Genomic DNA, 23805 nt, shown 5'->3' on the forward strand with positions numbered 1-23805 from the left:
TGCCTGATATTGCGGGCAGGCCTTGCGGGTTCATGGCTTGCCCGATATTAAACATGTGAATCGTTAACACGAATGTTAATTACCGATGACCGACCTTTCGGACGCTCGATTAGCGAAGGTACCGGTTAACTTCGGCGCCTTCTCGTTCGCTTTTGCCTCGCTCGAAGCGTTTGCCGTCGCCTTCGAGATGATCATCGTCGTGCTGTCCAGCATCATTGGCGGCGCGGCCTATCATCTGTTCTACTACCACACGGTTTATAGCAACAGCTTCGAGGGTTTTCTAGGGATCGGGGTTCTCGCCGCGATCCTTCACATGTTCGTGGCGAAGTCGCAGGGCCTCTATCATGCGCAGGTGCTGGCCGGCCTCGACCGGCGCTGGAGCAGCCTCCTCGGCGGATGGTTGCTGGTCGTCCTGCTGATGACACTGATCATCTTCCTCCTGAAAGTCGGCTCCGGCGTCTCGCGCGGCTCGGTGATGTCATTCGGCCTGATCGGCGGCCTCGGGCTGGTGGCCGGACGGATGCTGCTGCAGGCGCCGCTGCAACGCGCGATCGACCGCGGCATGCTGGCGACCCGCCGCGCGGTGGTGGTCGGGATGGCGGACGAATTGTCACGGGTGCGGCAATCGAGCCTGCTGTGCGATTTCGGTCTCAGCGAGGTGCGGCGGATTCAGTTGACCGGCCAGGCCCACGACGCGGGCGATCGCACGGCGGTTGAGTCGGCGATTCGTGCCGCGCGTGAGTGCGGCGCCGACGAGATCATTCTTGCAATGCCCTGGCAGCAGGAGCCACGCATCCAGTTCGTCTGTGATCAATTGCGGGCGTCACCGTTGCCGGTGCGGCTGCTGCCGGATCGAACCGCGGAACGCTTCCTGGCGCTGCGGATGGTGGTGAGCGGCCCGATCCCGACGCTGGAAATGCAGCGCTCGCCGCTCACCTCGCTCGAGCGTGCGGGCAAGCGGCTGTTCGACATCGTGGCATCGAGCGGCCTCCTGGTGCTGTTCGCGCCACTTCTGATCGGGACCGCGATTGCGATCAAGCTCGACTCCAAAGGCCCGGTGCTGTTCCGGCAGCGCCGCAACGGGTTCGACGGCAGGCCGTTCACCATCCTCAAATTCCGCTCGATGCATGTGCTCGAGGACGGCGATGTCATCATGCAGGCGCGTCCGAACGATGCACGGCTGACCGGGATCGGCGCGACGCTGCGCCGCCGCAGCATCGACGAGCTGCCGCAGCTGATCAACGTGCTGCGCGGCGACATGTCGCTGGTCGGACCGCGGCCGCACGCGCTGGCGCATGACGACAAATATTCGAAGCTGATCGCGAGCTACGCGCAGCGTCAGCATGTCAAGCCGGGTATCACCGGTCTCGCCCAGGTGCAGGGCTTGCGCGGCGCGACGCCCGCGATCGAGGACATGCAGCTGCGCGTCGCGCACGACCTGATCTACATCAAGAGCTGGAGCTTCGTGCTCGACCTGCGCATCCTGTTGCGCACGGTCGGTGCGGTGCTGCGGCACAAGGGTGTCTGACGGCCGGATGTCGTGACGACCTGGCATCCGACGGCCGCCAATGCCGACACGCCTTACTCCGGAATGCTCTGTTTGGCGTCCTTGAATTCCGCCTCGATGATGCGCCGGTTGGCGTCGGTCGCCACGCGATAGGCCTGGCCGACCGCACCCTTCAGCTCCGGCGCGCGGGTGATGATCAGGCGGACCTGTCGCCGCAGCAGGTCGACCAGCTCCACATCGCGCGTGGTGTCGACCTGCGCCAGCAGGATCAGGCGCGGCGCGACCAGGTCGCTGCGGTTGAAGCCGGTGTAGTAGGACATCTTGAGCGCCTTCGATGCGGTCGGGTTCAGCCAGTCGAACCGCCCGGTCGCGGGGGCGAGGCCGAACCAGGCGCCGGCGTCCATCGGCGAGAGTCGAAGCGCGCGCGTGAACGCGGCTTCGGCCGCCTCGGGGGAGCTCTGTAATTCGCTCCAGCCGTCGCGCAGCCACAGCTCGCTCCTGACCACGCCGATGTCGGCAGCGAACGACGGCTTGCCGCGCAATGCATCGGCGGCGAGCCACCAGGCCGACAACGCCAGCGTCGCGGCGCCGATCGTGGCCGTGGCCGACGCGAAGCCCGCTGGGAGCTGCCGTGCGTATCGGCGGATCGTGTCAGCCATTGCATCAGCCATGGCGCGCGGCCCGATCGCCGGTCATCATCAGCGATCGCCGTGCGCCCTCGAGCTTGACGCAGGTCAGGCGGCCGGTCGCATAGGCGCCGGTGTCGACATTGATGCGGTTGTGCAGCAGCTCGGCCTCGTGCACCGGCGTGTGGCCGTGGACCACGACCTTACCGAAATCATCTTCCGACATCAGGAAGTCGTCGCGGATCCAGAGCAGGTCTTCCCGGCGCTGTTGGTTGAGCGCGATGCCGGGCCTGACGCCGGCATGTACGAAGAAATAGCGGCTGTGCACATAACAGATCGGCAGCGAGCGCAGGAAGGCAAGATGGGCCGGAGGCATCTGGTGAACCAGCGCCTGCGCGAGTGCCCTGCGTTCCTCAGCGTCGGGATTCGGCGAGGGCGTCAGCCCGTAGGACATCAACGTTTGCAGGCCGCCGAACTGCCGCCATTGCGCGAGCATGTCGGGATTGACGAGAAACTCCAGCAGACAGGCCTCGTGATTGCCGAGCAGGCAGACCATGCTCCGGTTTCGCCGCCGCTGATCGAGCATCGCGATCACATCGCGCGAATCCGGTCCGCGATCGATGTAGTCGCCGAGGAACACCTGGATCGGCCGCGCCGGCCGGAACTTGCGGATATCGGCATCGATGCGGGCGCAGATCTCGCTCAGCAAATCGGCGTGCCCGTGGATGTCGCCGACGGCGTAGATGCAGGTCTCATCGCCCTCGTCATGTTCGAGGTCGCCGGTCTGGCCGACAATACGCCGGAGGAGGTTGCGCATCTGCCGCTCAGCCCGCCTGCAACCGTGAACGGCTGATGCGCTGTGCCAGTCCTGTTCCGATCACGGCTCCCAACACGATCACTCCGGGCAGCGCCGGCAATTCCGGCAAGGTGAAGGCGGCGAGCAGCAGCGTCAGCAGCGCGGCCGCGGCCGCCGCGGGATAGGACCAGTCACGGCGGCGATTGCGTGCACCGGCCGTGAACGCCGCGATGCCCACGATCGTAACCGCGAGTAGAGTCCAGAACATGGCGGAACCGAACTGGGCGATCAAGGCGGCGGCGCTGCTCGCCACCACGGGCCGCGTGGTCGCGCCCTGCCAGTCCGTGTAGGTGGACGCCAACATGGCGGTGGTGCCGGCGCCGCTGCCGAGCGCGGGCAGGTCGGCGAGCAGATTGTGGGTCGATTGCACGAACTCGGCCGGCGCATCGGCGAATGCGATTGCAAGCGCCACGTCGGGGTGACGGTTGGCGACCGCGGTCGCCAGCGCGATCAGCGCGATCGCCGCGGCGGCGCCGGCGCTGCTCCAGCGGTGCAGATGAAGCTTTCGCGCGGCGAAAATCATCAGGACGAGACCGACGCCCGCAGCGAACGCGACCGCTGCGCCGCGACGGCCGTACCAGCAGGCGCAGGCGGTGCAGAACAGCGTGCTGGCGGCGAACAGCCAGCGCAATCGCAAAAGCTGCGCCGCCGTGCGGCCATCAGCATGGCCGCCGGCGTCGAGCGCGCGCGCCAGGCTGAGCGGTACGCCCATGAGAACGACGATCAGGAAGCCGTTCGCGGTCTGATCGCGTGCCGCGTCGCCGGCACCAAGCCAGAATTTGATCGGATCGCTGTACAGCAGCAGGATCAGTGCCGCGACGGTTGCCGTCGCCGCGCTGCTACGGGCCACCATGTCGGCGCGGCGGGCATCGATCGCGATCGCCGCGGCTGATATCATCACCGATAACAGCGACAGCCAGACCAGCAGCGCGCCAAGGCTGGCGCCGGTATCGATCGTGATGCTGCCGCTGAGCGGTGCTCCCAGCGTTTCGCCGGCGAACTTCCACACCGGATGCGCGAGGAACGGCAGCGGCAGCATCTGCAGGATGATCCAGAGCACCGGCACCAGCGCTGTCGTGACGGCGGGCCCGGCGACCGATTTCAGGAATGACAGTTCACCTGGACGGATCACCATCAGGCTCGCCAGCAACCCAAGCGACGTCGCGGCGCCAACGAGGCCGGTGACGAACGAGGCGTCGAACAGACCCAGCGGAATCGACGCACCGATCAAGATGCAGATGAAAGCCGTGACGTTCCACACGAGCGGGGCAAGTCCTGAGGAGGGCATTCCTGCGGAGGATGACGACGCAAGGCAGCGGGATGCCCCGGGCTCGCGGCGAGGTCAATGGAAAATGCAGCGCGCCGAATGCGGCGGCCTCGTGCCGCGTCAATGCGGGCGGCGCAGGGCGAGCAACGGCGTCGAGGTGCGGGACCAGAACAGCGGCGCGAAGGCGCTTGCGAGATATCCGCCTTGCAACGATACGACCGCGATGATCATGAGCAGGATGGTCTCGGGCCACGCGAGGCGCTCGCCTGCGATAACGGCAAGCAGCGCGAGTTCCGCAAGCGTGACGGGCACCAGCACCAGGCAGTGCTGGCGCCGCCCGACAACGGCGCCGCCGATCAAATTGCAAAGGAAAATAAGTAACATAACCAAACCCTGCCTCCGCATCCTAGCGGGCCGGGTCCTAAGCCGGGGTTAACCCGGTGGTCGCGAGGCGCGCCGGCATGGTGTCGGCCCGCGCGAATGGGGCGGCTTTGTTAGTGGATTAACATTCAGTACGGGTGCAGGTCGCCGTAGCTGTAGGCGGCCCAATAGTCGCGGCCGCCATAGGGTCCGTAGGCGCCGTAGAGTGGCGCGCAGGAATAGCGATCCGGACAGCCGTGCCAGCGGACCCGTTTCCATTGGCAGACATCGCCGTGACAATGTTGCAGCCGCTAGCAATTGCCGCTGACGCGCTGCGCGGCGCGCGGGGCAGCGGAAACGCTCAATTCCGCGGCAAAAACCCCGGAGCCGCCAAGCAGCAGGGCGACGGTTCCCAATGCGATCGCCAATGGCTTCATGCGAGCCATCGAACCCTCTACCGTTCACTCAAACCATCTCATTCACAGATAACGGGAACATCACACGAAATCAAAGCCGGAGTGATGCCGCTCGGGCCGTTTGGCCTACGGCGGCGCAGGGTGTCGCCGAATTGCCTCACTCCGCTAACATTTCTTATCAATCGTACCACAGTATATCGCGGAACCTTGTGATTGTGATGGTCGGCGTGTTACGGCACGGCCGGAGTATTTGAATGTCGCGCGCGAATTTCATTCGAACAATGATATTGCTTGCGGCCGCCGTTTCGGTCAGCGGTTGCTATTACATGCCGACCAACGGTCCGACGAGTTCCGATGTCGTCGCCGGGCGCGGCTTCGCCCACGGCTTCGTGGTGCTGTCGGAAACCGCCGACTTCTTCTACAAATGCGACGACTTCTACAGCCCCAAGGACGAGCTCTCGATCCGCTGGAACGATCCCGCGATCGGCATCAAATGGGGCGTCGATAAGCCACAGCTGTCGGCGAAGGATGCGGATGCGCCGCTGCTCGCCGACGCCAGCAATCTTCCCAGCTACGGACAAATCTGATGCGGATTCTTTTGACGGGAACACGCGGCCAGGTTGGCAGTGCGCTGAAGCCGCTGCTGGAAGGTCACGGCACCATCATCGCGCCGCCGTCCGCGAAGTTCGATCTGTCGAAGCCGGAGACGGTGACGGCCCAGCTCGAAAAGCCTGAAGCCCGATCTCATCATCAATCCGGCTGCGTACACGGCGGTCGATCGTGCCGAGGACGAGCGTGAGCTGGCCTTTCTGGTCAACGCCAGGGGGCCCGAGGCGCTCGCCAAATGGGCGGCCGCGAACCGCGTGCCGCTGGTGCATTTCTCCACCGACTACGTCTTCAACGGCTCAGGAGACCGGTCGTGGCGCGAGGACAGCCCGACCGAACCGCTGTCGGCCTACGGCGCCAGCAAGCTTGCCGGCGATGTCGCGATCCAGGCGGCGGGCGGCGCGCATCTGATCGCGCGCACCTCATGGGTCTATGCCGCGAAGGGCAGCAATTTCCTGCGTACCATCGCGCGGCTCGCCGGCGAGCGTAAGGAGCTGCGGATCGTGGCCGATCAGATCGGCGCGCCGACGACGGCTCAAGCGATCGCCAGTGCGGTCGCCGGCATTGTCCTGCCGAACATCACGACGCTGCACGATCAGCTCATGCGCAGGGGCGGCGTCGTCAATCTGGTTTGCGCCGGCGAAACCAGCTGGCATGGCTTTGCCACCGCCATCGTCGGTGGGCTGCGGTCGCGGGGCGTCACGCTCGCCGTCGACAATATCGTTCCGATTGCGACGGCCGATTTCCCGACCAAGGCGGTGCGCCCTGGCAATTCGCGGCTGGATCTGACGCGGCTGAAAGCGCAGTTCGGCGTCGCGATGCCGACCTGGCAGGAGGCGCTTGCGCGCGAGCTCGACGCCTATGTCCAGCTCAGCGCGCCGGCGCACGCTTAGAGCGTGAGGGGATTGGGTTGAATTGAAACGGCGGCGGAGCTTCACCTCTCCCCGATGGGGAAAGGTGAAGCGAGCGCCGCGGCACAGCCGCTCAGCGCGGCCGGCCGATGCTCTCGTAGGTGAAGCCGTGCGCGGCCATCTCGTCCGGACGGTAGATGTTGCGCAGGTCGACGACGACCGGATGCTTCATCTCCTGCTTGATGCGCTTGAGATCGAGCGCGCGGAACTGGCGCCACTCGGTCACGATGACCAGCGCATCGGCCTGCCGCGCGCATTCATAGGCGTCCGTGCAGTACTCGATCTCCGGCAATTCCTTGCGCGCTTGCTCCATGCCGACCGGATCGTAGGCGCGAACCTTGGCGCCGAAATCGATCAGGCCGTTGATCAGAGGGATCGACGGAGCCTCGCGCATGTCGTCGGTATCGGGCTTGAAGGTCAGGCCGAGCACGCCGATCGTCTTGCCGCGCAGCTCGCCGCCGAGCACGTTGGCGACCTTGCGCGCCATCGCGCGCTTGCGGTTGTCGTTGGCGGTCAGCGTCGCCTCGACGATCTTCAGCTGCACGTCGTGGTCGAGCGCGGTCTTGAACAGGGCGCGGGTGTCCTTCGGGAAGCAGGAGCCGCCGTAGCCCGCGCCGGCATGCAGGAACTTGGTTCCGATCCGGTTGTCGAGCCCGATGCCGCGCGCGACCTCCTGCACGTTCGCCCCGACCTTTTCGGAGAGATCGGCGATCTCGTTGATGAAGGTGATCTTGGTGGCGAGGAAGGCATTCGCGGCGTATTTGATCAGTTCCGCCGTGCGCCGCGCGGTATAGAGGATCGGCGCCTGGTTCAGGTACAGCGGACGATAGACTTCGCCCATCACCTTCTTGGCGCGGTCGTCCTCGGTGCCGACGACGATCCGGTCGGGATGGCGGAAATCTTGGATCGCGGCGCCTTCGCGCAGGAATTCGGGGTTCGAAGCCACCGCGAAATCGGCGTTCGGACTGGTCTCGCGGATCAGGCGTTCGACCTCGTCGCCGGTGCCCACGGGCACGGTCGACTTCGTCACCACCACGGTGAACTTCTTGAGCGCGGCGCCGATCTCCTTGGCGGCTGCATAGACATAACTCAGATCTGCATGGCCGTCGCCGCGCCGCGAGGGCGTTCCGACCGCGATGAACACGGCGTCGGCGTCGCCGACCGCGCCCGCGAGCTCCGTCGTGAAGGTCAGCCGTCCGGAAGCGGCGTTGGTCTCGACGAGCTTATCGAGGTCGGTTTCGTAGATCGGGATCTTGCCGCGCTTCAGGGCTTCGATCTTGCCGGCGTCCTTGTCGACACAAACGACCTGATGGCCGAAGTCGGCAAAACACGCTCCGGACACGAGACCTACATATCCCGTTCCAACCATTGCAATCTTCATGAATCCGCTCGTCGATCGGTGTGGAGAGGAGGAGTTAGCACTAGCACAATTGGCGCCGACAACGCCAAGTTTTATAGCGTATGGTTTGTGTTGGAGCTCGGCGGCTTTTTGTGCAAACGGTGATGGGCTCGGTGCAATCGAGTGCGCGCTAGTCGCCTCGGACGCGCCATGGACACATTCTCAACTTGAAATCGACCGACAATCGAGCCGCCGTTTGAGGGGTGGACATGAGCACGAAGACGATTGGCAAGCAGAAGCCCTCGAGAGCTGAATACGCGTCGTTGCAAACGCAATTCTCCAGATACGATCGCACGACGTTTTCTGGATTTGTGTATGACCGCGCCGATCTCGGCCGGCGCTATACCGTCGAGCTGCTCGTCGACGGCGAGCCATACATGTCATCATTGTGTGACGAGTTTGTAACAGAGCTCGCCGCTGCCGGAATCGGCGATGGACGATTTGGCTTTACCTTCAGCGTGCAGGATGAGGTCGGCGGCAGCGCCGCAATCATCGAGGCGCGGCTGGCCAATATCGGAGGTGCCGTCGGTGCTCCGATTCGCTGCGATGTCGCTGCACCGGACGCGCAGTGGCACCGGATCTGCGAGATCAAGTGGGCTGGTGGCCTGCGCTTCGAGGGCTGGCTTGCGCAGGACCTGGCCGAGGACATCGAGATCCTGATCGCGCAGCGGCCGGTGATGACCGTGAAGCCCACCGGGTGGACCAACGTCGCGCGGGGCGGCGAGTTCGGCGTCGGCCGCCGGATCGATTTTCATCTGCCCGAGCATTTTGCCGACGGCCGTGTGCGCGGGCTGTCGGCGCGGACGGTGTCCGGACGGAGCCTGATCTCCGAGCCGGTCGCATTCGTCGCGTTCGAGCGCGGACTGGAGCAGACCATCGCGGAGCTCGGACGCTGGGACAGCGAGCGGTTGCGCGGACAATTGTTCGATCAGCTGTTGCCGGCTTCGGTCCCGTTTCACACCTATCGCAGCTGGAAGGAACGCTTCGCGCCGACGGCGATGGAGTCTGACGCTCCATCGGAGGCCGCGGTCGTCCTGATCGGCGAGGCCAGGGTGGACGAAAGCATCGAGAGTCTCGAAGCCCAGCGGCATGCGGCCTGGTCGGCGGTGTGCCTGCCGACGCGCGGGTTCAGCCGGTTCGATCCGGGAGCGGCGCGCGAATTCATCGACGGCGATGCCGCCAACGGCACATTCTTCGTCTTCTGCCTGAGCGGGACGATCCTGGCTGAAGATGCCTTGCATCGCTTCGCCGAAGTGCTTGCTTCCGAACCCGGCTGCGATCTCGTCTATGGCGACGTCGAAATCGCCGCGGGTGCCGGCGCCGTCTGGCCGCTGGCGTTTCCAGCATTCGATCTCGAACGTGCGCTCGAGCAGGGCTATGGGGCGTATTGCTTTGCTGTGCGCCGCGAACGCGCCGTGGCGGCGCTGCGATCCGCAACGTCGCTCTACGACATCTTCCTGTCCTGCGCGGAGCGGGAGCGAACCTGTCATCTGCCGGGATCGGTTGCGGCGTTGCCGGGAATTGATGCGCCCGCCGCAACCGTCGAGCTTGTCGCCGCAAGCGAGGCCTATTTCGCGAGGGACGGCGTCGAGGCGCATGTCGAGCCGCGGCCGGCGGGTCTGCTTCCCGCCGTGCGGGTCAAGCGCGCCGTCGACTGGAATGAGCGCACCACCATCATCATCCCGACCAGGAATCGCGCCGAGCTTCTCAAGCGCTGCATCGAGACGGTCCTGCCGGCCGCGCACGAGACCAACGCCCGGATCCTTGTCGTCGACAACGGCTCGAGCGAGCCTGACGCGCTGGACTATCTGGAGGGCCTTTCCGACGACGACATCGACGTGATTTCGGTCGACGGGCCGTTCAACTTCGCGGCCATCAACAATGCCGCCGTCGATTGCGTCGACACGGAGAACATCTGCTTCCTCCGCACCTGGTCGCAGGCGCGTTATCGCTGGGTCAGGATGCAGACCCCGGCGAACCCCGATCATTGGGCCGCGATCGCGCAGGCCGGCGCCTGAATTTCCTCGAGCAGGGCCCCATCGATTGACAGTGGCGCGGCGAGACATTTCGCCGCGCCGCTTTCGTTCGATGCATGTGGCGGCGGGCATCCGGAACGATTGCCGGCTTGACCGGTTGATCCCGTTCACATCCCTCGAGCCATCGTCATGAAGCTGGCCGGCCTGTGCACGATCGCGACGCTGGCCGTCGCTGCCGCAGGCGCCGCGCTTGCACAGGGCAGCGGACAGACCACGCAGGGCGGAGCGCGCTATTCGATCGATGGACCGGGCGGCGGCGTTCCGACATCGCGGCCGCCGGCGACGAGGCCGGTCCCGCCGGCAACCCGGTTTATCCTTATGGGAGGCGACACGCGCCGCCGGTCGGGCAACAGACCGGTGTACCGCTGCGGTCGCGTTAACCGTCCCGCTTGCCGCACATCCGTTCGCTCTTAACGCTATTCCCATCGTCGTTTTGCCGCGTCCGGCGGAATGTCGTACCCATGCAACGATTGCATTTGTTGAGGCGCGGGACTGGCCGGCGCAGGGACGGCATTTTCAATGGCGAGCAGGGGTTCGATCCTCATCACGGGCGGCGCGGGATATATCGGATCCCATTGCGCCAAGGCCGTTGCCGAGGCCGGCTTTGTTCCGGTCGTCTATGACAATCTCTCCACCGGTCACCGCAACTTCGTGCAATGGGGGCCGCTCGTCATCGGCGACGTCGCCGATCATGACAGGATCACGGCCACGGTCCGCGAGCACGATGCGCTTGCCGTGATGCACTTCGCCGCGTTCAGCGCGGTCGGCGAATCCGTCGCGGACCCGCAGAAATACTACAGCAACAACGTTGCGGGCACGCTCGGCCTGCTGCGCGGGATGCGGGAAGCGGGTTGCGACCGCCTGGTGTTCTCCTCGACCGGCGCCGTCTACGGCAATGCCGGGCGCGATCCGATTCCCGAGAGCGCCGCGGGTCCGACCGTCAATCCGTACGGCCGCTCCAAATTCATGATCGAGCAGATGCTGGCCGACTATCGCGCGGCCTATCGGTTCAACTCGGTCTGCCTGCGCTACTTCAACGCCTGCGGCGCCGATGCTTCCGGCACCATCGGCGAGCTGCGCGATCCCGAGACGCACCTCATTCCACGCGCACTGATGGCGCTGCTCGGGCACGTGCCGGACTTCGCGATCTTCGGCGAGGATTACGAGACGCCTGACGGCACCGCGGTGCGCGACTATATCCATGTCGACGATCTCGCCAGCGCCCATATCGCGGCACTCGAACTGCTGTTGAAGGGCGACGCCGGCGGCGTGTTCAACCTCGGCACCGGCACCGGCTATTCGGTGCGCGAGGTGCTCGACGCGATCCGCGCCGAGACCGGCGAAGCGGTGCCGTGCGTGGTGCGCGAGCGCCGGGCCGGCGATCCGCCGATCCTGGTGGCCGATCCCTCCAAGTCGGAAAGCGGTCTCGGCTTCAAGGCGAGCCGGTCCGATCTCGGCCACATCATTCGCTCGGCCTGGGCGTGGCACCAGAAGGCGCATCCGCGCCGGCGTTAAAGCGCGATGAGATCAGGTTGAATCGTCATCGCGCTTTAGCTTGCGGAGTTCTCCGCGCGCGATTTCAGCCGGCCGAACTGGCTGCGCAGCACCAGCAGGATGAAGTGACCCGCGCCGATGCCGGCAAAACCGCCCGCGACCTTCACGACCGCGTCGAGCAGCCGGCCGTGGCGGTCCGGTGTCAGCAATTGCATCGCCTCCAGCGTGAAGGCGCTGAAGACGACAAACAGCACGATCAGCGCGGTGCGCCGCGGGTAGCCCAGCACAAAGGCCAGTCCCATCACGGCATACGCGGCGAAGCGCTCGGCCTGCGGGTGCAAGAACGTTGGACGGTCCTGGATTGGCGACAGTGTGACAAATGCGATGAAGGCCAGCGCGAGCCAGCCGGCGACCACAGCAAACGTCTTGATCTTTGAAACAAGCAAAAAACTATTCCCGGTCCCTGCGCCCCGCCGTGCTGGATTAGCGCATCGCCGATATCAACGATAATTAAATGCCCGCCGAGGGTTAACCCGCCGCCGTCGGTGAGCTGGCTCACGGCGCCGGCGCATTGGTAACACGATGTTGGGTTAGCCGGTGCGTATCAAATATTAGGTATTTTGATACCATCAATTGGAACCCGTCGCAGTTCCATCCACATCTGACCGATGGAACCAGCGGCGCTTGCGCGGGTTCCCGGGATGGTGCACCTGACGAAAAAATTAGATTTGCGTCGCGGATCCATTCATAGGCCGTTCACGGCGCGAAGCCTCATTTGATGCCGAACTATCGCAATGCTCACTCTCGGAGGCCAAAGTGCGTCTGCTCGTCGTTGAGGATGACCCGGATCTGAACCGCCAGCTCACCACCGCGCTGACGGACGCCGGCTATGTGGTCGATCGCGCGTTCGACGGCGAGGAAGGGCATTTCCTCGGCGACAGCGAGCCCTATGACGCCGTCGTGCTCGATATCGGCCTGCCGAAGATGGACGGTATCTCGGTGCTCGAGGCCTGGCGGCGCAACAAGCGGGTGATGCCGGTGCTGATCCTCACCGCGCGCGACCGCTGGAGCGACAAGGTTCAGGGCTTCGACGCCGGCGCCGACGACTATGTCGCCAAGCCCTTCCATCTCGAGGAGGTGCTGGCGCGGATCCGTGCGCTGTTGCGCCGCGCGACCGGGCATGCCCAGGTCGAGCTGGTGTGCGGGCCGGTAGCGCTCAACACCCGCACCAAGCGCGTGACCGTCAACGGCAACCCGATCAAGCTGACCTCGCACGAATACAATCTGCTCGACTATCTGATGCACCACACCGGGCGGGTGGTTTCGCGCACCGAGCTGGTCGAGCATCTCTACGACCAGGACTTCGACCGCGACTCCAACACCATCGAGGTGTTCGTCGGCCGCATCCGCAAGAAGCTGGAAGTCGATATCATCCAGACGGTTCGCGGCCTCGGCTACATGCTGTCGGCGCCGACTTGAGGCATGATCCGGAAAACTGCGAAGCGGTTCTCCCTCGCGACAAACGCGTAGCGTTTGCGCGGAGATCATGCTCTTAAAGCGTTTTCGAGCGACGCGGATACCCCGGTCGCTCGCGTGAAGAAAACGCGATCAAACAAAAGGATGAGGGCATATCCTTTACAATCGGATCATGCTCTTGGAGTGCTTGATCGGCGTGCACGGGCATTGTCATGATCCGCGCCGGGAGGACTGGATTCGCAGATGTCTGAATCCCTGATGTCTGTTGCCGCTGACACGCTGTTCGAGCGCGTGGCGTGATGGGCGGCAGCTCGCTTGCGACCCGCCTGTTCGTCTCGGCGACCGCCTGGGTGGTGGTGATCCTGGCGATCACGGGCGTCATCCTGTCGTCGGTCTACCGCGACGCGACCGAGCGCGCCTTCGACCGGCGCCTCAACCTCTATCTGCGTACCCTGATCGCCGAAGTGGCGACGCCGGACGAGCCGGCGGACCGCCAGTTCCAGTCGCTCGGCGAGCCGCTGTTCGACCTGCCGCTTTCGGGCTGGTACTGGCAGATCACCCGCACCGACACCGAAAAGGGCGAGACCCGCGCCTCGCGCTCGCTGTGGGACAAGAAGCTTCCGAAGCTCGAGGAGCACGGCGCCGAGCTGACCGCCGCCGGCGTCCGCCTCGGCTATGTCGATGGGCCCGAGGGCCAGAGCCTGCGGGTGGTGGAGCGGCCGGTCGATCTCGGCGCCGACGGCAAGTTCCTGGTCAGTGTCGCCGGTGACGCCACCGAGATCTTCGATGAGACCCGCAGCTTCGACTATTATCTGTTCGGCACCTTCGCGGCGCTGGGCATCGTGCTGCTGCTGACCACGATCTTCCAGGTGCGCTATGGCCTCGCGCCGCTCAAGCGCATTTCGGATGCGATCGCCGATATCCGCTCCGGCCGCGCCGAGCGGCTGGAGGGACGGTTTCCGGTCGAGATCGCGCCGCTGGCGCGCGAGACCAATGCGCTGATCGATGCCAACCGGGAGATCGTCGAGCGCTCGCGCACCCATGTCGGCAATCTCGCCCATGCGATCAAGACGCCGCTGTCGGTGATCGTGAACGAGGCGGCGTCGCATGGCGCCGATCCCTTCGCCAGCAAGGTGCTGGAGCAGGCCGATGTGATGCGTGACCAGGTCGCGCACCATCTCGAGCGCGCCCGGATCGCCGCCCGCGCCACCATTGTCTCGACCATCACCGATGTCGCACCTGTCATCGAGGCGCTGCGGCGGACCATGGAGAAGATCCATCGCGACCGCGACCTCTCGATCGAGGCGAAGGCCGATCCGGCGGCGCGGTTCCGCGGCGAGCGGCAGGATCTGGAGGAGATGGTCGGCAATCTGGTCGACAATGCCTGCAAATGGGCGGCCTCGCAGGTGTTCATCGAGGTCAGCGTGGTGCCGCCGGAGGCGCCGGGCGCCGGGCCGAAGCTGCGCATCGCGGTCGACGACGACGGCCGCGGCCTGTCGGAGGACGAGCGCGCCAAGGTGGCCCGACGCGGCCAGCGGCTCGACGAATCGAAGCCCGGCTCCGGGCTCGGCCTGTCGATCGTGACCGATCTCGCCGGCCTTTATGGCGGCAAGCTCACCCTGAGCGATGCGCCGATCGGCGGCTTGCGGGCCGAGCTGGTGTTGCCGGCGGTGTAGGGCGGGTACCCATCTGTGAACGCCAGCCGAACAACGACTTCATTCGCGTAGAAGCGGACAAAAGAGGCGCGCTTAGTCGTCTCGGCTAAGGGCCAATTGCAGACCACTCGTCGGGAGGTCATTCGACGATGGTTGGGAAGCGCATCGCGGCAAAAAGGAATGTCGCGCCTCCCAGCGAAGCGAGTACAACCGATGCCACAGCGACAGCTGTCGCCAGTCCCGACGCCCGGGCGACCAAACCGAGCGCGAGCGCGCAAAACCCCATGCAGAGATAGCCGACGAGATAGAAGGCCGAGAGCACGCCACCCCGGCCGTCGGCCGGCGAAACGGCGTTTAGCAGGGTCAGCGCGCCCAGGAAGAGAAGCGCATAGCTGATCCCCGCCAGCGAGGTCGAAACGAGCAAAGCCGGCAGCGAGTGGACGTTCGTCGCCAGCCACAAGAACAGAACGGCGAGAACGGCCGCGATGGAGCCGAGAAAGAATGCCAATCGCGGCGGCAGCTTCCTTGCAACGCCGGTGACTGCCGCCGAGACGACGGCGAAACTCGCCAGGACGGCGCCGTTCATCAACTCGTTGGCGGAGCCGACCAGGTCGTGCGCCACTTGGCCTCCGAGCGAAAGGAGAACGGCGCCGCTGGTGAAAGCCGTCGCGGCGCCGATCGCTGCCACGCAAAATTCTTTCCGAATGCTTGCCGGCACATGCGGCATCCGTAGAGACCATGGCTTTCGGCTCCCTACATGACGAGGAAGGAACCAGACTGCGGTGATCAGCGTGGCGATCACCAGCGCGAGAACGACAAAGTCGAGCCGCAGCGGATAGGGCGCGTACTGAATGAGGGCTCCACCGAGAAGAAGCGCAGTGGCGAAGCCGAGCGCTTGTGCCATGTTGGTCGCGGAAGCGGCACGTTCAGGATCGCCACTCGGACTGAACTCGAGGATGGCGGCTGTCGAAGCACCGCTCGCAAGGCCAACCCCGATCCCCATTACTGCGCGGGCCGTAAGAAGCCATTCGATATCGAGCGCCCACGCCAGTGCCAGGGCGCCTGTCAAGGAGAAGACGAGCGCGGCAAGCATGGTCCGACGTCTTCCGACGTGATCCGATAAATCGCCCAGGAAAACCAGCGTACCGACGACGAATATCGGATAGATCGCGAACACGCTCGTCGTCTGGAGGGGCGACAGCTGCCATTCCTCGGCATAGAGCCGGTAACTGAGAGCCGGTGCGGCGCTCGTCCAAAGCGTATGCATCGAAACGGCGAGCGATACCCAAAAACTGGCTCGGCGGCTCAGGACCATTTTTGGAAGGGAATGTCGGCCATCCGACGAGCGGTGGCCGACGTGACGGTCTCCCATCAGCGCAGACCGCCGCCGGCCGAAATTTTATCACCGGTGACCCAGCGCGCATCGTCCGAGGCCACGAAGGCGACGACGTCGGCGATGTCCTGCGGCTGTCCGAGGCGGCCGAGCGGCGTCTGGGTGACGATGCCGGCTTCGAACTCTGAAGCGAGCATTCCGGCGCTGTGCGTGCCTTCAGTCTCGGTTAGGCTGGGGCTCACGGTATTGACCCGGATTTTCCTGGGGCCGAGTTCGTTGGCCAATACGCCGGTGATGGCGTCCACCGCGCCTTTGCTGGCGGTATAGACTGCCGTCTGGGGCGGGGTGATCGCGGTGACGCCCGAGCCGATGTTGATGATGCTTCCGCCTTCGCGCAGGTGGGGAGCCGCGGCCTGCGTCACCAGCAGCAAACCAAGCACGTTGACGTCAAACATCTTGTGGAACTGCGGCTCGGTGACCGACTCCAGAGGGCCGAATTCGTAGACGCCAGAGTTGTTGACCAGAATGTCGAGGCGGCCGTAGGCGGCAATGGCAGCGTCGACCACAGCCTTTGCTTCCGCCACCTTGGACACGTCGCCCTGAACGGCGATTGCCTTGCCGTCCGCGGCGATGATCGATTTGACCACGGCTTCCGCGCCAGCCTTGCTAGACGCGTAATTGACGACGAGCGCTGCGCCACGCGCGGCCAGGGTCTTGGCAATGGCGGCACCGATGCCTTTCGATGCTCCGGTGACGATGGCGACCTTGCCGGTGAGATTAGACATGACGACTACTCCTTGAAGATGCCGCTCAGGCGGCTTGTTCCTCGATCGCATCGACGCGGTCGGGGTAGAAAGCGAGATGGCTGTTGATTTCGGCTACCGCCTCATAGGGCGCTTCGTAGGTCCAGACCGCATCGGTCGAACGTTCGCCGGCGGACGGAATGCTGAAGTAGGCCGCATCGCCCTTATAGGGGCAGTAAGTCTGCGTCGCCGACCTCGCGAGGGCTGCCATGTCCACGTCCTCGCGCGGAATGTAGTGAACCGGCGGATACTTGGCCTCGAGCAGCGTGAAGGCTCGCCGCGTGTCAGCGATCACGCGTCCGCCGACAGTGACGATGACGCGCTTATCGTTCCGCTCGAGGGTGATCGGGTGGTCGGGGCCGGGGATCTTGATCGTTTGTAGGGTCATGATGTTTACTTTCGATCTTTGTTTTCGCTCAAAGCTTCGATCCGCCGTCCACGCGCAGCGTGTCTCCGGAAACCCAGCGCGCGGCGTCGGAGGCGAGAAAGGCGATGGCGCCGGCGATGTCGTCGGGCTGTGCCACCCGCTTCAGCGCCTGCAGAGAAAGCGTGAAATCGCGGCCGGCCTCGGTCCTGGCGAAACTGGACATGTCGGTCTCGACCACGCCAGGCGCGACCGCGTTGACGCGCACGCCCTTCGCTCCGAGGACCAGGGCGAAATGCTTGACCAGGGTGTCGATGGCTCCCTTGGTGGCTGCGTAGGCAGCGAGCTCTCCCACGGCCGCATGGGCCGCAAGCGAAGAGGTGAAGATGACGCTGGATCCTTCTTTGAGGATCGGCAGCAACTGCTGGACCAGAAAGAACGGAGCCCGGACGTTGACGGCGAAGAGCTCGTCGAAATCTCCGATCGTGGTCTCTTCGATCGTCGCGGCTTTGGCCACTCCGGCGTTCGCAACAAGGATGTCGAGCCGTTCGCCGACGATCTCGCGGACCTTGGCGGCGAGCCTGTGCGCGCCTTGGGCGTCCGAGAGATCGAAGCCGATCGCCTCGGCCCTGCCTCCTGTGGTCTTGATCTCGTCGACTACCGAGCGTGCCTCTGCGGCGTTGCGTCCGTAGTGGATCAGGACCTGGGCTCCCGCCCTGGAGAGAGCGAGGGCGGCGGCTCGCCCGATGCCGCGCGAGGCGCCGGTGACGAGCGCGGTCTTTCCACAGCACGATTTCATGATGATTTTCCTTCTATGAAATCAAGGACACCGGTCGGACGCGCTGGAAGCGCGGCCGACCGGCCCGACGACCCTCGTCTTTGTTATGCATCCAGGAACATGGTGGTGTGGGCCACGAAGAGCTCCGGGTACTGGTTCTGAGGCCCGTGGCTCGAATCCGGATAGACGATGAGTTGCGCGTTCGGCAGGCGCTGCTGCAGCGTGAATCCGTTGATCGTGGGTATGATCAGGTCGTTGCTGCCGTCGACCACCAGAGTCGGATGATGGATATCGGCCAGGTAATCCCACACTCCGTCGGTCTTCTCGTTTGACTTGACGATCGCCGCGTACTGCGCCGTGGCCGATGCCTCGCTCACCTCCGGGCTGCGGTCCTTGCGGCGATACTTGCGTTCGAGGTACTTCAGTCCGGCCGCGCGGCCGGTTGCATTGGGCAGGAAATGCGCGGCGATCCACAGATGTTCGGGCGGATCGTAGGTGGCAGAGAAGATCTCTGCCGATTTGCTGGCAGCGGTGTCGGCGCCGCGCGGCCCGGTGCCCACCAGGACCAGTTTGCGCACCAGATCGGGAGCCTGCACGGCGATCTCCTGAGCGACCTTGCCGCCGACCGAATAGCCGAGGACGTCAGTCTTGCCGATCCCAAGCGCTTTGATGAAGGCGATGGCGTCTGTCGCCATGCCGGGGATGGTCGACGGCGTCTCGCCCGTGCTGGCTCCAATGCCCGCGTTGTCGAACAGGATGACTTCGCGCTGCGCGGCCAGGCCGTCGGTCACCGCCGGGTCCCAATGGTCCATGGTGCCGCGGAAATGAATGTTCATGACGATCGGTACGCCGCCGGTCTTGCCGAAGCGCCGATAGGCGAAGCGGATGCCGTTGGCTTCGACGAATTGGGTAGGCGCAGTTTGGTGTGTATGCGTGGTCATGGTAGAGCTCCTTTATCTATGAGATGAGCGGACGATCGGATTCAGCTTGCGGTCTTGCCGCCGTTGACCCGTACGATCTGCCCTGTGATGAACGAGGCCTTCTCGGACGCGACGAAAACGACGGCCTCTGCGATTTCCTCTGGCCTCGCGCCGCGCTTGAGCGGCACGGCGGCGTAAAAGGCCGCTCTCTTTTCGGGCGAGCCGGTCAGGCGATCGAGCATCGCGGTGTCTGTCGGCCCCGGCGCCACAGCGTTGACACGGATGCCGAACGCTGCCGCCTCGAGTGCCGCCGATTTGGTGAGGCCTTCGACGGCATGCTTGCTGGCGACATAGAGCGACAGGTTGGCTGCGCCGCGCTCGCCCATGGTGGAGGAGATGTTGACGATGCTTCCCGACCCCTGAGGCTGCATGACCCTGAGTTCGTGCTTCAGGCTGAGCAGGGTGCCGAACACGTTGGTGTCGAACATCGCGGCATAGCTTTCCAGCGTGGTCGAAGTCACCGGGCCCGGCGTGCCCTCGGTGCCGGCGTTATTCACCGCAACATCCAGCCGGCCGAAACGCGCGACCGTCTGGTCGACCAGAAAGCCGATGTCATCCTCACGTCGCACGTCGGCTCGGATGAAGGCTGCTTTGGCGCCGAGGCTCCGGAGTTCGGCCTGCAGAGCCTGGCCTTCCGCCTCTCGGCGGCCCGAAGCGACCACGGTCGCGCCCTGCTTGGCGAAGGCGATGGCGGTAGCGCGGCCGATGCCGGTCAGAGCTCCGGTGATGAGGACTACGGGGGTGGACATGGCGAAAGCTCCTCGAATTGGGCACTAGCCACTCGGTCCCTGCCCAGAGGGCATGGTCAGAAGCTGGTGTCTCGTCGGTGTTGGAAGCTATTTGGGCTCAGCTAGCGCTTTTGAAAAAGACTTTGTAAGTTCCGCATCCATACCTGGAGAGCATGGAATGGAGCTTCGTCATCTCCGCTACTTCGTCGCCGTCGCCGAGGAGGGAAGCCTCACGGTCGCTGCCGAAAGGCGGCTCAACACCGCTCAGCCATCCCTGAGCCGCCAGATCCGCGACCTCGAATATGAGGTCGGCGTGCCGTTGCTCACCCGCAGCGTCCGCGGCGTGGAGCTCACGGAAGCCGGCAAGGTGTTCCTCGATCACGCGCGACTGGCACTGATGCAGGCCGAAGCCGCCACCGAAGGCGCCCGCCGCGCGGCCCAGCCAAGCAAGCAAGTGTTCGCGATCGGCTTCACCACCGGACAGGAAGTCGAGTGGCTGCCGCGCGCCACCGGTTTGTTGCGCAACGAACTGGCCAACATCGAAATCCGCGTATCCAGCGATCACTCCGCGACGCTGCTGGAGGAACTCGCGCACCGCAGGCTGGACGTGGCATTCGTGCGCTCAGAACCCACTCCGGATATCGAGTTCAAGGTGGTGGCGCAGGAGCCCTTGGTGGCGGTTCTGCCCAGCGATCACAAGCTCGCACAGCGAGAGACTTTCGATCCGAAGAAGTTGGTCGGCGAGACCTATATCGGCATCTCGAAAGTGCCACGTGTGCTGCGGGCCATCATCGCCGGTTACCTCGATCGCTGCGGCATCGAGATTACTCCGGCATTCGAGATCGACAACTATGCGATGGCGATCTCCCTCGTTTCATCCAACCGCGGGGTTGCGATCTTACCGGCCTCGGCAAAGAATTTTCTGCCCTGGTCGGTGGTGAGCCTACCGCTCGAAGGAGCGCCGCCGACCATCGACGTAACGGTCGGCTATCATCGCGCCAACGCTTCGCCGATCTTGAAGACGTTTCTTTCAAGAATCGACGGTTTGAATGCGGCCTAGCCGGCCCACCGGCTTCGGTGGCCTCGTCCTCTGCTCAAATGGGGGCGCTGGAACCAGGCCACCCAAATTATCCGCTTCGGGTCAAGGCGATATTCCCGACGTCTGGTCCGCGTGTCTGCTTCGCCCCTGAAAGCGGGCGTCCCAGTTTATGAGTACGCGCCCTGTCCTCGCTTCGGCGCCGCTATTATTCCTAAACGGCTTCTTAACGCGCCCGCCTCTATCATCGCGGGCGGACGGGCTGCGGCGTTTGCCGGGCACCAAGCTTTCACGACCGGGCGCATGAGCCAGAAATCGACCGAGCGGCTGAGGGATTATCTCGCGCAGCTTCCGCCGCAATCGCAGGCGTTGCTGATGCGGGAGCTGGAGCGCGCGGTCGAACGCGGCGACGACGTCGCCGTGGCCAATCTGGTGCTCGAGCAGCTGCGCAAGATCGTGCGCGGGGCCGAGGAGGACGAGCGGATCGAGCCGCGCAGCGACGATCCGGCGCGGCTGCTGTTCCGGCCGCTCGAGCCGTTCCTTGCCGAGACCAATTTCCCGACCCGGCCCGGCCAGCTCCGGCGCGCCTCGCTGCTGCCGATCTGGCAATGGCTGGCCCGCGAGGGTGCGCCCCAGGCGGCGCGCGACTTCGAGGCGACGCTGGGGGTGGCGGCCGAGAGCGGTCCGATGGAGATCGCCGCGCGCAAGTTCCAGCTGGCGGCTGCTGAAGCCATCCTCAAGATCGCCGGGCCGAGCCAGGACGACCGTCAGCGCGCGCTGTCACGCGTGGGCCCGCCGAGCGTCGTCGAGGACCTGCTGCCGATCGGCCTGGTGCTGCAGGCCCGCGAAGCGCTCGAAACCCTGGGCAGCCGGCTGCCGAGCCAGATCCGCGTGTTTTCCGATTCCCAGATCGCATCCGCGATGGAGGCGCTCAAACTGCCGTCGCTGCAGACGCCGCAGCTATTGCCGTTCGCGCTGTCGTTGATTGCGCAGCGGCTCGCCGCGCCCTGGCAGATCATCCGTCTCGCCATCAAGATGGCGGCTTCCGACGACGAGTTGCGGGTTGCGGCAACGCCCTACGGCATCGCCGTCACCATCGCGCTGCATGACCTGTCATTCGTCGCGGCCTGTCTGCGCACCGACATCCGGCGCGGGCATTTCGAATATGTCAGCGAGCAGCTCAAGACCCTGCATGACGGGGTCCGCGGCCTGCGCACCGAGCTCGATCTGCGCAACGACTCCACCTGGGGCCGCCAGTTGACGTCGGTCCGCGCCGACACCTCCAACGCGCTGCAATCGGAGATCGACAGCGTGCCGGGCCGGGTCCGCCGCATCCTGCGCCAGCGCGCCGACAAGGACATCACCGCCGGCGCCAAGATCGACCCGTCCGAGGTCGAGGACGCCGCCGCCCTGATCGATTTCGTCGCGGTGTGCCGCACCTACGCCAGCGAGCTCGCGATCAACGAGGTGACGCTGCGGACCTTCTCCGACCTGCAGCATTATGTCGAGCAGTCGACCGAGGGGCTGGTGCAGTCGCTGCGCGGCGGCGATGCCCGGGTCCGGTCCTTCCGCCAGCAGCAGGTCAAGGCCGCGATCCGCTTCTGCGAGGTGCTGTTCGGCCACGACTACGCGTCGCTGATGAACCGCGCGGCGGAGAATGCGGTGACCGGCGAGCGGAAGTCGTCGCGGGCGGGGTAGCATTACCGCTGACGGCGAATGTTTGCGCGATTTCGGAATAATGGAAGTGTGCGGCTGAGTTGCCCGACGTGTCAAGTCGGCATTCGGGAGCCGGCAGCCGTCCGCCGGCACCTTTGCATGGGGTTGTTTTCGATATTTTGGTAGCGCGCGCCTTGGTCCGAATATGCGCTTGCAATACCGCCGGAACGGCACCGGAAGCCGCCTGATTCCGACCTTCGGTCGATCCAGCAATTGTCAATTGCCGGGCTCGCCGCCGGTAGTGTAAAGCGATTCTAAGGCGGCTTGCCGGAAGCCGCCGGTCCATCCGGGAACCGCTTGATGACGCTGTGGTTTGTGTTCGCGCTGATGACGGTCGCGGCGATCTTTGCCGTGTTGTGGCCGCTCAGCCGCCGCGGACGGGCGGACACCGGCGGCAGCGAGGTCGTGGTCTACCGCGACCAGCTCGCCGAGATCGACCGCGACATGGCCTCAGGGATCATCGGCGCCGCCGAGGCCGATGCCGCGCGGATCGAGATCAGCCGCCGGCTGCTGGCCGCCGCCGACCAGAGCGGACGCGAGGCGCCGGTGCAGGGCAGTCTCACGCTGCGGCGTGCCGCCGCAATCGTGGCGCTGGTCGGGCTGCCGGTGATCGCTTCGGGCGTCTATCTCGCACTCGGCTCGCCGCGGCTCGGCGACTTTCCGCTCGCCGAGCGCAGCAAGGTGGCCGATGCCAACCAGCCGCTCGCCAATCTGGTCGCGCAGGTCGAGGCCCATCTGGAGAAGAACCCGACCGACGGCCGCGGCTGGACCGTGCTGGCGCCGGTGCTGTCGCGGCTCGGCCGCTACGATGACGCGGTCCGCGCCTATCGCAACGCCATCACCTACGCCGGCGACAGCGCCGATCGCCGCGCCGATCTCGGCGAGGCGCTGATGGGGAGCGCCGGCGGGGTCGTCACCGCGGACGCCAAGGCGGAGTTCGAGCGCGCGGTCGCGTTGAATGGCGACGATGCCAAGGCGAATTACTTCCTGGGTCTCGCCGCCGAGCAGGACGGCCGCAAGGCCGATGCGGCTGCGCTCTGGCAGAAGATGCTGGCGAAGGGGCCGTCGGATGCGCCGTGGCGGCCGCTGGTGCAGGCGGCGCTGGTGCGGGTCGGCGGCACCGTGCCGGACGTCGCCCCGGGCGTTAGCGCACCCACGCTGCCCGACGGTGCGGTCGCGGCGGCGAAGGACATGAGCGAGGCCGATCGCGGCGCCATGATCAAGGGCATGGTCGACCGGCTGGCGACGCGGCTGAAGACCAATGGCGACGACGTCGAGGGCTGGCTGCGGCTGGTGCGCGCCTATCTCGTGATGGGCGATCGCGACAAGGCGATGAGCGCGCTCGCGGATGCCCGTCAGGCCGTGGCCAACAATGCGGATCGGTTGCGTCAGCTCAATGAAGGGTTGAAGAATCTCGGGCTTGATGGATAGGGCATGACGCCGAAAAGTGCACAGCGG

At 65.1% G+C, this 23805-nt stretch carries 20 protein-coding genes and 2 pseudogenes; 10 read left to right on the forward strand and 12 right to left on the reverse strand.

The window, feature by feature from the left end; all coding sequences use genetic code 11:
- Positions 1-187: 187 nt before the first annotated feature.
- Positions 188-1528 (forward strand): undecaprenyl-phosphate glucose phosphotransferase, encoded by a 1341-nt coding sequence (locus JQ507_10375; GenBank protein QRI73280.1) that lies wholly within the window; start codon positions 188-190, stop codon positions 1526-1528.
- Between the two features lie 53 nt (positions 1529-1581).
- Here the strand turns inward: JQ507_10375 and JQ507_10380 are convergent, their stop codons facing one another.
- The 4 genes from JQ507_10380 to JQ507_10395 all read right to left on the reverse strand — a co-directional run bounded on the left by JQ507_10380 (position 1582) and on the right by JQ507_10395 (position 4640).
- The gene (locus tag JQ507_10380; protein ID QRI71844.1) at positions 1582-2166 is read right to left on the reverse strand and encodes a hypothetical protein; all 585 of its coding nucleotides are present in this window, start codon (positions 2164-2166) and stop codon (positions 1582-1584) included.
- Positions 2167-2170: 4 nt separating this feature from the next.
- Positions 2171-2950: a serine/threonine protein phosphatase gene (locus tag JQ507_10385; GenBank protein ID QRI71845.1), complete on the reverse strand. Its 780-nt coding sequence runs from the start codon at positions 2948-2950 to the stop codon at positions 2171-2173.
- Between the two features lie 7 nt (positions 2951-2957).
- On the reverse strand, positions 2958-4250 hold the full coding sequence (locus JQ507_10390) for a hypothetical protein (GenBank protein ID QRI71846.1): 1293 nt from the start codon (positions 4248-4250) through the stop codon (positions 2958-2960).
- A 126-nt stretch (positions 4251-4376) separates the two neighbouring features.
- Complete coding sequence (locus JQ507_10395; protein ID QRI71847.1) at positions 4377-4640, reverse strand: hypothetical protein; 264 nt, start codon at positions 4638-4640, stop codon at positions 4377-4379.
- 784 nt (positions 4641-5424) lie between these two features.
- Here JQ507_10395 and JQ507_10400 point away from each other — a divergent pair.
- Entirely contained in the window at positions 5425-5619 is a 195-nt protein-coding gene (locus JQ507_10400; GenBank protein QRI73281.1) for a dTDP-4-dehydrorhamnose 3,5-epimerase family protein, read from the forward strand.
- A pseudogene (rfbD, locus tag JQ507_10405) lies at positions 5619-6531 on the forward strand (dTDP-4-dehydrorhamnose reductase). Before JQ507_10400 ends, rfbD begins: the two are co-directional and overlap by 1 nt.
- 91 nt (positions 6532-6622) lie before the next feature.
- On the opposite strand, the gene JQ507_10410 reads toward rfbD, so the two are convergent.
- Positions 6623-7930 (reverse strand): UDP-glucose/GDP-mannose dehydrogenase family protein, encoded by a 1308-nt coding sequence (locus tag JQ507_10410; GenBank protein ID QRI71848.1) that lies wholly within the window; start codon positions 7928-7930, stop codon positions 6623-6625.
- Positions 7931-8157: 227 nt separating this feature from the next.
- Between JQ507_10410 and JQ507_10415 the strand changes: the two are divergent.
- Positions 8158-9873, forward strand: a pseudogene (locus JQ507_10415) (glycosyltransferase).
- Between the two features lie 630 nt (positions 9874-10503).
- On the forward strand, positions 10504-11499 hold the full coding sequence (galE, locus tag JQ507_10420; GenBank protein QRI71849.1) for a UDP-glucose 4-epimerase GalE: 996 nt from the start codon (positions 10504-10506) through the stop codon (positions 11497-11499).
- 35 nt (positions 11500-11534) lie between these two features.
- On the opposite strand, the gene JQ507_10425 is transcribed toward galE, so the two are convergent.
- A complete protein-coding gene (locus tag JQ507_10425; protein ID QRI71850.1) occupies positions 11535-11894 on the reverse strand; it encodes a VanZ family protein in 360 nt (119 codons plus the stop codon).
- Between the two features lie 400 nt (positions 11895-12294).
- On the opposite strand from JQ507_10425, the gene JQ507_10430 reads away from it, so the two are divergent.
- Complete coding sequence (locus tag JQ507_10430; GenBank protein ID QRI71851.1) at positions 12295-12957, forward strand: response regulator transcription factor; 663 nt, start codon at positions 12295-12297, stop codon at positions 12955-12957.
- Between the two features lie 296 nt (positions 12958-13253).
- Positions 13254-14630 carry a sensor histidine kinase gene (locus JQ507_10435; GenBank protein ID QRI73282.1) on the forward strand — a complete coding sequence of 459 codons (1377 nt, stop codon included), beginning with the start codon at positions 13254-13256 and terminating at the stop codon, positions 14628-14630.
- A gap of 118 nt (positions 14631-14748) precedes the next feature.
- Here JQ507_10435 and JQ507_10440 read toward each other — a convergent pair whose 3' ends face one another.
- The 6 genes from JQ507_10440 to JQ507_10465 form a co-directional block, all read right to left on the reverse strand.
- Positions 14749-15981, reverse strand: coding sequence for an MFS transporter (locus tag JQ507_10440; protein ID QRI71852.1), 1233 nt, complete (start codon positions 15979-15981; stop codon positions 14749-14751).
- Positions 15981-16727 (reverse strand): glucose 1-dehydrogenase, encoded by a 747-nt coding sequence (locus JQ507_10445; protein ID QRI71853.1) that lies wholly within the window; start codon positions 16725-16727, stop codon positions 15981-15983. The genes JQ507_10440 and JQ507_10445 overlap by 1 nt, the downstream gene beginning before the upstream one ends.
- Positions 16728-16752: 25 nt before the next feature.
- Positions 16753-17133 carry a DUF427 domain-containing protein gene (locus tag JQ507_10450; GenBank protein ID QRI71854.1) on the reverse strand — a complete coding sequence of 127 codons (381 nt, stop codon included), beginning with the start codon at positions 17131-17133 and terminating at the stop codon, positions 16753-16755.
- A gap of 28 nt (positions 17134-17161) precedes the next feature.
- Positions 17162-17908, reverse strand: a complete 747-nt coding sequence (locus tag JQ507_10455) for an SDR family oxidoreductase (protein QRI71855.1) — start codon at positions 17906-17908, stop codon at positions 17162-17164.
- 83 nt (positions 17909-17991) lie between these two features.
- Positions 17992-18828, reverse strand: coding sequence for an alpha/beta hydrolase (locus JQ507_10460; protein ID QRI71856.1), 837 nt, complete (start codon positions 18826-18828; stop codon positions 17992-17994).
- Between the two features lie 41 nt (positions 18829-18869).
- Positions 18870-19616, reverse strand: coding sequence for an SDR family oxidoreductase (locus tag JQ507_10465; protein QRI71857.1), 747 nt, complete (start codon positions 19614-19616; stop codon positions 18870-18872).
- A gap of 157 nt (positions 19617-19773) precedes the next feature.
- Between JQ507_10465 and JQ507_10470 the strand changes: the two genes are divergently transcribed.
- From JQ507_10470 to ccmI, 3 genes are all read left to right on the forward strand, one after another.
- Positions 19774-20655, forward strand: coding sequence for a LysR family transcriptional regulator (locus tag JQ507_10470; GenBank protein ID QRI71858.1), 882 nt, complete (start codon positions 19774-19776; stop codon positions 20653-20655).
- A 279-nt stretch (positions 20656-20934) separates the two neighbouring features.
- A complete protein-coding gene (locus tag JQ507_10475) occupies positions 20935-22329 on the forward strand; it encodes a hypothetical protein (GenBank protein QRI71859.1) in 1395 nt (464 codons plus the stop codon).
- 318 nt (positions 22330-22647) lie between these two features.
- Positions 22648-23778, forward strand: a complete 1131-nt coding sequence (gene ccmI, locus JQ507_10480) for a c-type cytochrome biogenesis protein CcmI (GenBank protein ID QRI71860.1) — start codon at positions 22648-22650, stop codon at positions 23776-23778.
- Positions 23779-23805 lie beyond the last annotated feature (27 nt).

Source organism: Bradyrhizobium sp. PSBB068, assembly GCA_016839165.1.
GTDB lineage: Bacteria > Pseudomonadota > Alphaproteobacteria > Rhizobiales > Xanthobacteraceae > Bradyrhizobium.